Annotated in this window: 10 protein-coding genes; 8 read left to right on the top strand and 2 right to left on the bottom strand. The window is 54.4% G+C overall.

The window, feature by feature from the left end:
- Positions 1-5 precede the first annotated feature (5 nt).
- From K1558_RS28065 to K1558_RS28035, 7 genes are all read left to right on the top strand, one after another.
- Complete coding sequence (locus tag K1558_RS28065; protein WP_238655279.1) at positions 6-1,271, top strand: helix-turn-helix domain-containing protein; 1,266 nt, start codon at positions 6-8, stop codon at positions 1,269-1,271.
- 112 nt (positions 1,272-1,383) lie between these two features.
- Positions 1,384-1,716 carry a hypothetical protein gene (locus K1558_RS28060; protein WP_238655278.1) on the top strand — a complete coding sequence of 111 codons (333 nt, stop codon included), beginning with the start codon at positions 1,384-1,386 and terminating at the stop codon, positions 1,714-1,716.
- A gap of 205 nt (positions 1,717-1,921) precedes the next feature.
- Positions 1,922-3,298 carry a radical SAM/SPASM domain-containing protein gene (locus K1558_RS28055; protein WP_238655277.1) on the top strand — a complete coding sequence of 459 codons (1,377 nt, stop codon included), beginning with the start codon at positions 1,922-1,924 and terminating at the stop codon, positions 3,296-3,298.
- A gap of 70 nt (positions 3,299-3,368) precedes the next feature.
- Positions 3,369-3,509 carry a hypothetical protein gene (locus K1558_RS28050; protein WP_238655276.1) on the top strand — a complete coding sequence of 47 codons (141 nt, stop codon included), beginning with the start codon at positions 3,369-3,371 and terminating at the stop codon, positions 3,507-3,509.
- Positions 3,510-3,587: 78 nt separating this feature from the next.
- Positions 3,588-4,955, top strand: coding sequence for a radical SAM/SPASM domain-containing protein (locus tag K1558_RS28045; protein WP_238655275.1), 1,368 nt, complete (start codon positions 3,588-3,590; stop codon positions 4,953-4,955).
- A gap of 28 nt (positions 4,956-4,983) precedes the next feature.
- Positions 4,984-6,939, top strand: coding sequence for a B12-binding domain-containing radical SAM protein (locus tag K1558_RS28040; protein ID WP_238655274.1), 1,956 nt, complete (start codon positions 4,984-4,986; stop codon positions 6,937-6,939).
- A 40-nt stretch (positions 6,940-6,979) separates the two neighbouring features.
- Positions 6,980-8,227 carry an MFS transporter gene (locus K1558_RS28035; protein WP_238655330.1) on the top strand — a complete coding sequence of 416 codons (1,248 nt, stop codon included), beginning with the start codon at positions 6,980-6,982 and terminating at the stop codon, positions 8,225-8,227.
- 13 nt (positions 8,228-8,240) lie between these two features.
- Here the strand turns inward: K1558_RS28035 and lpdA are convergent, their stop codons facing one another.
- Entirely contained in the window at positions 8,241-9,635 is a 1,395-nt protein-coding gene (gene lpdA, locus K1558_RS28030; protein WP_238655273.1) for a dihydrolipoyl dehydrogenase, read from the bottom strand.
- Positions 9,636-9,771: 136 nt separating this feature from the next.
- Between lpdA and K1558_RS28025 the strand changes: the two genes are divergently transcribed.
- A complete protein-coding gene (locus K1558_RS28025; protein ID WP_238655272.1) occupies positions 9,772-10,353 on the top strand; it encodes a TetR/AcrR family transcriptional regulator in 582 nt (193 codons plus the stop codon).
- A gap of 142 nt (positions 10,354-10,495) precedes the next feature.
- Here K1558_RS28025 and K1558_RS28020 read toward each other — a convergent pair whose 3' ends face one another.
- On the bottom strand, positions 10,496-12,232 hold the full coding sequence (locus K1558_RS28020) for a hypothetical protein (RefSeq protein WP_238655271.1): 1,737 nt from the start codon (positions 12,230-12,232) through the stop codon (positions 10,496-10,498).
- Between the last annotated feature and the right edge of the window lie 10 nt (positions 12,233-12,242).

Here is a 12,242-nt window from a genome sequence, read left to right as displayed (position 1 = left end):
TGTCCATGCAGAAGCTAAGCGGAAACGATGAAGGGATACAGTACATCTGCAAGCTGATCTACGAGGCATACCGGGTCCCGGTCTTGTGGCTCGATAACGCAGCCGTGCCCCGGCTAGCCCTGGGGCTGTCTGCCATGGACCGGCCCTCCGTGCAGGGAACAGGCGGCCTGCCGGCTGAGGTGGTGGCGCTGGCCGGGGGGAGCAGAAGTGGTGCACATAAAACCGGAGCGGGGGACCCCGTGCTCCCCCGTCTGCATACGACAGGCTTCCTGGAGAATTTCATTATTCTCCAGCTTCCCGGTGCAGGCGGGGCCATCGTCACCGGGCCGGTGCTGAACGCTCCAGTGACCGGAGAGAACGCAGAGAGCCTGCTGCGCGATCACAGTATTCCGCCCAGGCAGCAGGCCAGCTGGCTGGAGTACTACAGCAGCTTGCCTGTAATCAGCCTAATGCGCTGGTATCATGCGGCACTGCTACTGCACACGCTTGCCACCGGGCAGGCGTTGTCCGTGACGGAGCTGCTGCTGGATGCGGGTACACTGGCGGAGCCTCCGCCTCCGGCAGACGCCAGCCCGGATCTGGACCTGTCCTACCGCCGCGAGCATACCTGGCTGCATCATGACCCGATGCAGGAGCGGGAGATGTTCCGTCATATTACGGACGGGGACAAGGCGGGGCTGCTGCGGACCCATGCTTCTTTTGCCGAGGAGAGCTATGGACGGCTGTCCCGCAAGAGCCAGCTGCGCAGCAAAAAAAATCTCGCTGTCTCCTCCATCACTCTGGCCACCCGCGCCGCGATTGAAGGCGGGCTGTTCTGGGAGATCGCCTATACGCTCAGCGACTTCCATATCCAGCATATTGAGGAGCTGCGCGATATTCCGGCCGTCGACCGTGCCATGCTGGCTGCACTCTGTGACTTCGCGGATCAGGTGGCGGACAGCCGCAGCGCCAGGCCTTCCCGGATTTCCGACCGGTGCCGGAACTATATTTTCAATCATCTGTATGAAGAGCTTCCGCTCAGCAGACTCGCTGAATACACCGGACTGAACGCCAGCTACTTGTCCCAGCTGTTCAAAAAAGAAACCGGAACCGCTATCAGCGACTACATCCAGCAGCAACGGATCGAAGAAGCCAAGCGGCTGATGGAGCTGCCTGGCATTATGCTGTCGGATATCGCTACCCGTCTGCATTTCAATGACCAGAGCTATTTTACCAAGGTGTTCAAGAAATATACGGGTCTCACCCCAAGACAATACAAGCAGCAGCGATAAGAGTCTTCCTGATGACTGCTGAGAATAGCCAACCTGATGATTTCAGTAATTTCGCAGTGGGATGCTATAATTAACCAGAAATCTATATATTTGTACGAAGGAGCAGATTAAGATGGCGGGTATCGTAATCATTGCAGGAATCGTGTTAATCGCCGTTCTGGGAATGAATAGCAGCAGCCGTTCCGATTCCAGGAAGAGAACCTCCCGGAACAGTGACTCATCTGCGGACAGCTACTTCTTCCCCGGAGCTGATCCGAACATTGCAGATGATGGCAGCCGTCATCATGGACACGGGAATCATCAGGATCACGGGCATCACCACGGCGGCAGCAGCTGGGACAGCGGCGGTCACCACAGCAGCCATGGTGGCGGTGATTACGGCGGCGGCGACTCTGGTGGCGGGGACTCCGGCGGCGGAGATTCCGGCGGCGGTGGCGGCGACTGAACAAAAGCTGGTCAAACAATATAGCCTTCCGGCTGCTGTATTATGCAGCCCGGGAGGCTTCTTTCATGTATCGATAGTTTTATCTCATTTATTAGATTATTTCCTATTTTATGACTTTTTTCATAGTGACGATTAAGGAAAAGTTTTACATTATTTACAGACAAGTGGACAACAACTCTAGCGGTTCCAGGAGGATGAGAAGCGTATGAAACTATCTAAGTACAATTTCAAATACAAGTTAAACGATGATGTACAGCTGATCATGAATACGCTAAGCGGTGCCGTAGACCTGGTGGAACCGAAGGTAGCCCGCGCTCTTTTTCATTCCGCCTCTGATTCATTAGCCGGTCTCGATCTGGAGACCCGGACTCTGCTTGCGGACAGAGGTTATCTTTCGGATAAGAACGAAGAACAATATATACGTGACTCCCTGGATACCTTTTACCGCTCCCACCCGGCCTTAACCTTCACGGTTTGTCCCACCTACACCTGCAATCTTGCCTGTCCGTACTGCTTCCAGTCCGGCATTCATCAGGACTCGCCGACGCTTACGCTTACGCAGGTCCGTGAGATGTTTCAAGCGATGGATCAAATGGTGCAGAAGCAGCCTGATACTGTTGTCCAATTCGAGCTGTTCGGCGGCGAGCCCTTCCTGGCCCGCAATCAGCCCCAGGTAGAATACATTTTGCAGCAGGCCATCGACCGAAACTGGCCTATTCTATCCATCACGAACGGAACCGAGCTTGGAGCGTATTTCCCTTTTCTGCAGAAGCATTCCGCGCATTTCCATCATATGCAGATCACCCTTGACGGCCCGAAGGAGATTCACGATCAGCTGCGAAAATACAGAGACAATAGCGGCAGCTTCGACCTTATCTGCGCGAACATTACATTTCTGCTGGAGCATCATATTCCCGTCACTGCGCGGATCAATACAGGCCGTGAGAATGTCCGCTATCTGCCGGAAATCTTCGCCGGGTTCGAGCGGCTGCAGTGGACAAGCTCACCTGATTTCTCCTGCCAGATCGCTCCGATCAACGATAATTTCAATACGGGAGATGTTGCCGGCTATCAGCCTGATTACGAGCTGCTGAAGCAGCTTCATTCGCTCTTTCCGGACTGGGAAGCCACCCGCAGCAGATACAGAGTCTACCTGGGGTATTTCATGGAGAAGAAGCTGCGTATACTCCGCAAAGCTATTTTCGATACAGACGATGAGCATTATTATTTCGATCTGTCCGGCTGCAGCGCTTCAAGGCTTCATAATCTCGTATTTGGTGCAGACGGGCTGTTGTATCCCTGTGTCGAAACTGTGGGATTCACAGATTATTCGATCGGGAGCTATCTTCAAGGCCTGCAATTGAATGAAGAGAAGTGGCAGAGATGGCACCGGGATATCGCAGTGAATGACAAATGCAGCCAATGTAATCTTGCTCCTCTATGCGGGGGCGGCTGTGTGCTGAAAGGAAGCAGTGACGGTGAATTGAGGAACTTTGAAGCGAGCTGCAGCTATACAAGGCAATACTTGAAGACCTACCTCGACCTTCACCGGGAGCGTCTGCTTGAAAGCTACTACCAATGAACCGTCTGCTTCATTCCCTTGATGCCAAGGCATCCGCCTTGTCATAAATATTCTCTTAGGAGAGGAGGTAATGGACATGAAATCACTGACCAAGAACAAGGATCTCTGGACGAATCTCTCAGCCAAAGATTTGGAAGAAATTACGGTTCCAATGGCCTGCTGCCAAAAAGCATCCATTCAAATCAACAACCCGACCAAAAAAGCCATCTAACAGCATCCTTATTATTGGACAATAGCGGGAAGCGCATGATTATGCCTTCCCGCTGTTCTTACCAGGGGGGATAGAGTGATGTATATTTCCGGTTATATTTTCACATATCGCTTAAGCAATGGCCGCCATCTGATCTTCAATTCGCTCTCAGGCGCGATGGACATTGTGGACGAGCATATCAGCCAATTCCTCCAAAAGCAGCCGTCAATCCGCCCTCCTTCTGATCAGGAAGAGCAGTTTCTGGTCGCCAGAGGCTATCTTTATGAAGATCGCGCCGGGGAGCAAGCTCTGATCAACCGGTACAAAGAATACCTGGATCATCATCACCTGGCTGAAATTTCATTTGTGTTCTGCCCGTCGATGACCTGCAATTTGAAATGCGTCTACTGCTTTGAGCCGCAGGAAATCCGCTCCAGCAAGGAACGGATGACCGATGATGATGTGCTGGCGGCCTTCCTGGCTATGGATGAAATCATGGCGGGGCAGCATTCTGCGAAGCAGCACTTTATTATTTTTGGCGGAGAACCGCTCCTCCCCCTGAATGCTTCTGTGGTCAGGCTTATTCTTGAGCAGGCCAGAGAACGGGGGATTACAGGAACGATCATTTCGAATGGAGTCTTCCTGTCTCAATACCAGGACCTGCTGGAGCCTTACAAGGATATGATCAAGATCCAGCTGACGATTGACGGCCCCGAGGGCGTTCATGACAAACGGCGGATTACTCATGCCAATCAGGGTACCTTCCGGACAATAACAGAACAGATTGACGCCTTCCTGGAGCAGCAATTCGACATTACGGTCCGCGTCAATCTGGATGGTGAGAATATAGAGCATCTGAATGAGCTGCTTGATGTTTTCGCGGACCGGCATTGGAACACTCATCCTAACTTCTCAGTTGCAATGTCTCCAGTGGAGAACTATGCCGGCAATTCCGCCCCAAGCCTGCTGCCCAATTATCAGCTTACCGAAGCTATCAAAATGCATGTGCCTAATGACAAACTAAAAAAGCTGAATGTGACATTAAACAGTGATCTGACCCGGCTCACGCTGCCCTTTGAGAAGGTGCTGGATACCGGCATCGTGACGGATAACTATTTCCCGAATATGTACTTCTGCGAGGCAGCCGGAGCCAAAACCTTCACCTTCTCGCCGGATCACCAGATCTACCCGTGCACCAGCATTATAGGCGACAGGAAGTGGAGTCTTGGAACCTATTATCCGCGGCTTGAGCTGGATCAACAAAAACTTGCGTTGTGGCAAGGACGTCATGTCTTGAATCAGCCGGAATGCAAAGCGTGCAATATCGCTTTTCTCTGCTCCGGGAATTGCCCTGTTCAAGCGGAACGGACCACCGGTTCGATCATGGGTTCCTACTGCGGAAATGTGAAGCGTGATCTTGGCGGCCATCTGGAGCGGCTGAATGCTTCGTTCGTGGCATTAAGCTAATTCTTCTTTTATGTGAGGTGTGTAGAATATGATCCAACTGATATGTCCGCCCTACAATGCTTCTGTGGATACCGTAGATCCTCCGCTCAACCTGCTTGTGCTGGGTGCTGCCCTGATGGATGCGGGCTATGCGGTCTGCCTCACCGATCTGGCTCTACGCTATTCAGGCATCAGCCATTTTGATGCAGCCGCCCTCAACGATATTGCAGCGACTATCATCAGCAAGCCCTCCAGCATTCTCGGGTTCACGGCGATGTGCGGCAATTATTCTATCGCGCTGAGGATTGCCGAGGCATGCAAGCGGCTGGATCCGGACAGAATCATCATTCTTGGCGGTCCTCATGCAAGCTTCGTTGCCGAAGAGACATTAACCTGCTTCCCGTCTATAGACTATATCGTTATTGGAGAAGGTGAGCAGACGCTGCCCGAGCTGATTGCCGCCTTGGAGTCCGGCCAGCCTCTTACCGGAGTAGCAGGATTATGCTTCCGCGCTGAGGGAAGCGTCCACACCAACCCGCCGCGGCCGATCCTGAGGAACCTGGACGATACGCCGTTTCCCGCCTTCCGCTTAATAGAGGATTTATCTGCCTATTTCACTACCGCCGAGACCCGGTTTTTCCCGATTGAGGCGGGACGCGGCTGTCCCTTTCATTGCAGCTTTTGCAGCACTTCAACCTTTTTCTCGCGAAAATACAGGACGAAAAGCCCTGCGCGGATCATCGCGGAAATGCGGTACATCCGGGAGCAGTGGGGGATTACCCATTTCAGCCTAACGCATGATAATTTCACGGTGAACCAGAAGTTCGTCAGACAATTCTGCCGGGAGCTGCTGGATGGCGGCGAGTCCTTCACCTGGAGCTGCTCCTCCCGGACCGACCACGTGGATCTGGAGCTCTTCGAGCTTATGATGCAGGCCGGATGTAACGGTGTATTCTTCGGGATCGAGAGCGGCAGCCAGCCCATCCAGCAGATCATCGGCAAAAAACTCAATTTGAATCAGGCCTACGAGCTGCTCCGGGAGCTGCACCTGTCGGGGCTGTCGTGCACCGTCTCCTTTATTACGGGATTTCCGGAAGAAACGGAGGAAGACCTCAATCTGACTCTGGATATGATCGTCCGGCTGCTCTCTATAGGCATAGCCGATGTGCAGCTGCACCAATTATCTCTTTTTCCCGGAACCCAATTGTATGAGGCTGAGAAGGACGGTCTGATGCTGGACGACCAGTTCTGGGGCACCAACGATATGAACAGTGACTTCCAGCTATCCGGCATTGAAAAGAATTGGATTGCCAGCTACCCGCAAATCTTCAGCAACTATTACACCTTACAGTCTGTGGATACACAGGCCCTGCACAGAATTAGAAAACTCTATTACCCGCTGGCCCATTCTTTCTTCCGCACCTTGTATTATCTGAACCATCTGGCCGGCGTTACCTACACCCGCACGATTGCTTTCGTCTCCTCCCGACTGGCTATGCCTGAAGCGGCTCCGCCTGCCGGAGAATTAGCCGTCCTCCTGGAGGAGCTGATCCAGGGGCTTGATCCCGAAGCAGGACTGCTTCTGAAGGACCTTCTGTCTTATGAGCAGGCGGTTATGGAACTGATGCAGCGGAGTGCAGGGGTTCAGGACAAGACCGGGATGAAGCCTGTAAAAGTGATGCAGCCGCATTACTCTATCCCTGAGCTGAAGCTGCATAGCCCCCTGCCTGCTGATCTTCGGCTTGTGGAAGGACAGGAGGATGAAATCGTGCTGGTACTGGAGGACGCAACAGCTCTTGAAGACCGAAGAGGCTACGTCCGGGTCATGAGCATGGATCATTTGAGCATTGCCATTATTCAGCAGATGGAGAGCGGAGGCGACTTTGAGAGCGTTGTTCATAACCTGTCCCTGGAGAATCCCTTTGCGGCTAATGAGGAAGAACGGCAGAAGTGGATCGGACAGGTGTATGACCATTTCTATAGGCATCAATTGCTGATTTCGTGAGTGATAATAACGGAAGAGAGGGGCCCTTTCCTTGTGGATTATGCTGAAGAACGGCGTGTTTCGCCGGTTATGGTGCACGCAGACCTTATCCTCCGTCGGAGATGAGATCCGCAATTGGGCCATCCTGTTCTGGGTATTTGCGGAAGCGGACCAGGCGGTCTTTTACCGGACGGCTCTTCTGTTTGCCCAGATGCTCCCTGTCTTCATCATGGCCCCTCTGGCCGGAACATGGGTAGACCGGCGGAAGCCCAAGAAGGTGCTGCAGGCCACGCTCGTCATCCGCGCCTTCATGTCGTTTATACTCGCCGGATTAATATGGTTCGAGCAGGTTCCTCTGTTGCTGGTGATGCTGGCCTTTACCTGCACAGTGCAACAATTTTTCCAGCCTGCCATCAGTAAGTTGACGGTCACAGCTGTGGATCATGAAGATTACGGAACAGCGAGTTCTTCAGTGAAGACGATTGATACGTTGATCAGTCTTGCCGGGCCTGCTATCGGAGCCTTTGTCTACCAATGGTGGGGGGCCTCCACTTCTTTGATCGCGGACGGCTTTTGTTTTATCCTGGGCAGCCTGTGCATTCTGAATCTAAGGATCAAGCCTGTCCCGCTGGCGGATTCCTCGGATTCCGCTCCTGTCCCCTCCTTCTGGACGGATGTACTGGAGGGCTTCCGGTATATTCTCGCTTCGCCCCTCACCAAACGGTTATTTATTATGCTGTCAGTGATGGGAGTGTGCACAGGGGCCATTAATTTGTTGAACATTTATTTTGTTGTGAACGAGCTGCATTTAGACCAGAATTACCTGGCCTGGGCCAGCACTGCCGGAGGCATTGGCATGTTCGCGGGGGCACTGGGCCTGAACCTGCTTGGGGCAAGATTCAAGAATTACATTCACATCAACATTTGGGGAGCAGGGGTCATGACTGCCGGGCTGCTGCTGCTCACGTTATCCTTCGGCCCCTGGTCCATGCTGCTCAGCCGTGTCATTATCGGGATCGGCATATCCCTGCTGAGCATTACGCTGTCCACCCTGTTAATGACCTACGTTCCAGAGAACCTGCTGGGCCGCGTCGGCTCCGTGTTTGAAGGAGGGCCGCTGGCGACCAATATGGTGTCCTATGTTTTCTTCGGATGGCTGTATCTGTATACCGGCGCCAGGCTGATCTTCGGCATCTCCTTCATGCTATTCTGTATGGCGTTCCTGCTGGCCCTCAGCCTGCAGTCGCTAACCTCCCCGTCCCGGAGAGTCCGCGCCGAGCAGCAGGAGTTCATCGGCCACTCCCGGTAGCTTCCCAAGCCGCTTATCGTTGAATTTGCATTTCTATCTTCCGTCTGGCATGTCCGGCGGCTTCCATAATCACCTCGCCCAGCGTCGGGTGGGGGTGAATGGTCATGGCCAAATCCTCTATCGTTGCTCCCATTTCAATAGCCAGGGACAGCTCAGAGATCAGGGAGGAGGCTTCAGCGCCGACGATTTGTGCTCCCAATATCAGGCCGGTGGCGGCATGGGCTACTATTTTCACAAAACCTTCCGTTTCCTTCAGAGCCAGTGCCCGGCCGTTAATGGAGAACACCGATTTGCCGACGGCAACGGGGATGGATTGCTGCCTGCAGTCCGTTTCGCTCAACCCGGCGCTGGCCAATTCAGGACTGGAAAACACAACCAGCGGAAGTGCCTTATAATCGATCACGGAGCGTTTACCCGCAATGGCTTCGGCTGCAACCCTCGCTTCATAAGAAGCTTTGTGGGCCAGGGCAGGACCCTGGATAATATCGCCGATGGCATAAATATGCGGGATGGATGTTCTGCACTGCTCATCAGTTACAACCAGACCTCGGGCGGATAAAGCCACGCCGATGCTCTCCAGCCCCAGTGTCCCGTCCGTGTTCGGTTGTCTTCCGACCGTAACCAGCGCATATTCCGCTTGGATATCGCAAGGCTCATTCTGATGCTGATAGTATAGCTCAATGCTGTTAGTATGCTGGTGGGCACCGGTGACTTTTGCCCCTGTAATAACCGTTATTCCATCCTCCTTCAACTGACGGACTACAGGTGCAGTAAGCTCTCCTTCAAATCCGGGCAATAGTTGTCCGCCGCCTTCAAGAATCGTAACCTTCGTTCCGAATCTGGCGTACATCTGCCCCAGCTCCACGCCAATATAACCGCCGCCCACCACCACAAGGCTGTCAGGAATTTCAGGCAGGGACAGCGCCTCAGTAGAAGACAGGATACGTCCGCCGAACGGTAAAGCTCTGATCTCAATCGGGCGGGAGCCCGTGGCCAGTATAAGATGCTGGAAGCTAATTCGCTGCAAGCCAGTTTCGGCATGATGAATTGCGGCAGTATGCGGACCGACCAAGCTTGCTTCGCCTTCCAGAACGGTAACACGGGCAGTTTTCAGCAAAAAGCGGACGCCTCCGGACTGTTTATTCACAACACCCTGCTTGAACGCCTGAGCCTCACTGAAGGAATACCCTTCTTGAACAGCGCCCCATTGTCTGCGTAAGGCAAACCGTTCCGCTTCGGCAATCAGTGCTTTCGAAGGGATACAGCCTACATGTGTACATACTCCGCCAATCTGATGACGCTCCACTATAGCTGTACTCAGTCCAAGCTGTGACGAGCGCAAGGCTGCCGCATAACCCCCCGGGCCTGATCCAATCACTAAGACATCTACCGGTTCTAACTGCTTCATTCCGTACACCCCCGAGTTAAAATATTATGATCATAATATATTATAAACATCATATTTTAACACAGTCAACCAATTGACAGCAGATAATATGATGGGTATAATATTTTAAAATCAAAGATAGAGGAAGGGAACAGCGATGCCTTACCCGGAAGGCCATAAGCTCAGAGTCCGGCAACATATCCTCACCAGCGCCGCCAAAGCATTTCGGACCCATGGAGTTCAAAACATCAGTCTGCCTTATATCATGAAAGGTGCCGGATTGACACACGGGGGCTTTTACTCCCATTTTGAAAATAAAGATCAGCTGGTGGTTGAAGCCTGCCAGTTCGCGATCAGCGATACTATTGAGATACTGCAGCGGGTTGCCGACGCAGCCAAAGACGGGGAACAGACTCCGCTTGAGGCGGTCATTGATTTCTATCTAAGTCCCCTCCACCGGGATCAGACGGAAACAGGCTGCATTCTCCCTGCTGTCTCCGGGGAGATCTCCCAATTATCTGAGACGATCCGGCAAGCTTACACCCGGGAATTGCAGCGCCTTATGGCGTTTATTACGAATTTGGCAGGCGTAGACAATTCTACCGGTTATGCGCTGGTAAGCAGTATGGTCGGTACAGTAGCTCTGGCGCGCTCGGTCAGTGACCCTAAGCTCAGTGATGAACTATTACTGGCGGGCAAAGTACAGGCGAAACGGTTGATAGCAAACATGGGAGATTGATCAGATTGAGATCAGGTGCACTTGTGTACCTCATTGTGCAGCCGTTCCCCCATCCCCACGCCAAAAAGACACCAGTATCCGCAGAAAAGCAGATACTGGTGTCTTTATAATGCTCCTTAAACCACACGCTCTCCCCTTAACCCTAAGAAGGAGACAGTGTAAGCTTAAATGTCTTATCAAACGGAGTAACCAGGTTGACGAGCACCGACTTGCAGCTGTTCTGCTGCGAGGACTCGCGGGCAGAGCGGCTGCGGTGGGCCAGCTCTCCGCCGGTCAGCCCGATCCAGTCTCCGGCGCAGGAGTAGCGGAGCGATCCGCCGCTCCAGAGGCAGTAGTCCTCATGCACCGTCTGCAGCTCGTCTGAGGTGAGGTTACCCTCCAAGCCGAAGTTGAACGAGAGCTGGGCCATAACCTGGGCGGGCTCCGCGCAATGCAGCCGGATGGTCCAGCCATCCGCTGTCCGGTGGACCTCGGTCTCCACGCAGAGCGTCTGCTCGTGGGTCAGCGGGCGTTTATGATGCGGCAGCAGATACCATGGGCTCACCTCTGCCGCCGCCGACGGCGGAAGCAGCGAAGCAGCCACCGGGCCGTAGTAGCCCTTCTTCTGCACGCCCTTCAGAGAATAGCCCTCCGGCAGCCGGGTCAGCTCCTGCATCGGCACGAAGCCGGGATAGAAGCTGGTGCTCAGCTGCACGGACAGCAGTCTGACCGCCCCGTGGCGCAGTGCGAAGAAGGAAGGCGTCTCCGTGATCAGCGTCACGCTGGTCGCCCCGTCTCTAAGCCGGGCAACCGGCGCGCCGAAGTCGGTATGCAGCCGGCTATGGAAGATCTGTCCATGGTGGCCCGCCGCCTCCATCCCCTCAAGGTAGCGCTCCCGCAGGAAATCCCCGTTCAGAATCTGCTCATAATGAACGGGCAGCTCCGCTGTGCTCTCCGGCGGCTGCTGCAGCTCCGGCTCCAGCAGCATGCGCACCAGCGCGTTCACCGAGCAGACGCCGGGATCGGCCAGGGAGCGCCCGGCCCATTCGGCCATGGCCGCAAGCACGGGATCCTTGTCCGAGCGGGCCAGGATGGCATAAGGCAAATAATAAGGAGACAGGTCATGCACGACGCCGAGATCCTGCCGCCCGGAATAATCGGTCACGACCTCACCCGAAGGATGGACGAGATAGACCATCATATGCAGGTTCCGCCGGACCGGCTCCAGCAATTGCGGCTGATCCAGCAGCCGGGCGGCATGGATCAGCATAATGTCGCTGACGGCGCTGTAGATGCCGTTGCTCCGCTCGGTCCATTCCCCGTCCGGCGTGATGTCCATGCCCTCCGCCAGCCACTGCGCCGCCCGCTCTTTCGCCTCCTCCACGCCGAACAGCTCATGCAGGAACCCGAGCGCCGCACACATCACCCAGCGGTGATTCGGCGTATGCACGCCGCCTGTCAGCATGACGGGAATGGTCCGCTCCAGGAACAGGCGCATATCGTCCAGCACCGGCTGAAGCGGCGGCCACGCCTCCTGCACCAGCAGTTGATACAACTGGGCATAGCCGGCCACCACGAAGGCCGTATCCGGCGGCGAGTGATAATTCGTCCATCCCGGCGAGATCGAGCCGTCCTCATGCTGGAAGCGCAGCACGAAGGCAGAGGCCAGCTTCAGCCGGTCCAGCAGCTCCTCATTCCGGTAGTAACGGGAATCCGGGTTCACCAGAGCGGCTCCCCAATAACACATATCCGTCGGGGTCCCGGTTGTATGATTCACCCAGGCCATCCCGGTATGGGAATCAATGGTACCTCCATAATAAGGGCTGTCCGGCTCCAGCATCTGCCGGGGCAGCCCCTGCTCTACAGCTCTGTCATTGCTGTTCACCAGTTGCTTGTACATGGTGCTTCCT

Source organism: Paenibacillus piscarius, assembly GCF_022234545.1.
In the GTDB taxonomy this organism is placed as follows: Bacteria; Bacillota; Bacilli; order Paenibacillales; family Paenibacillaceae; genus Paenibacillus_AQ; species Paenibacillus_AQ piscarius.
The sequence above is the reverse complement of the archived record's forward strand: the minus strand, read 5'-3'. Positions and strand labels throughout refer to the sequence as shown.

Coding starts and splice junctions, on each gene's coding strand:
- K1558_RS28065 (WP_238655279.1), top strand. CDS start 6: ATGCAGAAGCTAAGCGGAAACGATGAAGGGATACAGTACATCTGCAAG.
- K1558_RS28020 (WP_238655271.1), bottom strand. CDS start 12,232: ATGTACAAGCAACTGGTGAACAGCAATGACAGAGCTGTAGAGCAGGGG.
- K1558_RS28025 (WP_238655272.1), top strand. CDS start 9,772: ATGCCTTACCCGGAAGGCCATAAGCTCAGAGTCCGGCAACATATCCTC.
- lpdA (WP_238655273.1), bottom strand. CDS start 9,635: ATGAAGCAGTTAGAACCGGTAGATGTCTTAGTGATTGGATCAGGCCCG.
- K1558_RS28055 (WP_238655277.1), top strand. CDS start 1,922: ATGAAACTATCTAAGTACAATTTCAAATACAAGTTAAACGATGATGTA.
- K1558_RS28050 (WP_238655276.1), top strand. CDS start 3,369: ATGGACATGAAATCACTGACCAAGAACAAGGATCTCTGGACGAATCTC.
- K1558_RS28040 (WP_238655274.1), top strand. CDS start 4,984: ATGATCCAACTGATATGTCCGCCCTACAATGCTTCTGTGGATACCGTA.
- K1558_RS28060 (WP_238655278.1), top strand. CDS start 1,384: ATGGCGGGTATCGTAATCATTGCAGGAATCGTGTTAATCGCCGTTCTG.
- K1558_RS28045 (WP_238655275.1), top strand. CDS start 3,588: ATGTATATTTCCGGTTATATTTTCACATATCGCTTAAGCAATGGCCGC.
- K1558_RS28035 (WP_238655330.1), top strand. CDS start 6,980: ATGCTGAAGAACGGCGTGTTTCGCCGGTTATGGTGCACGCAGACCTTA.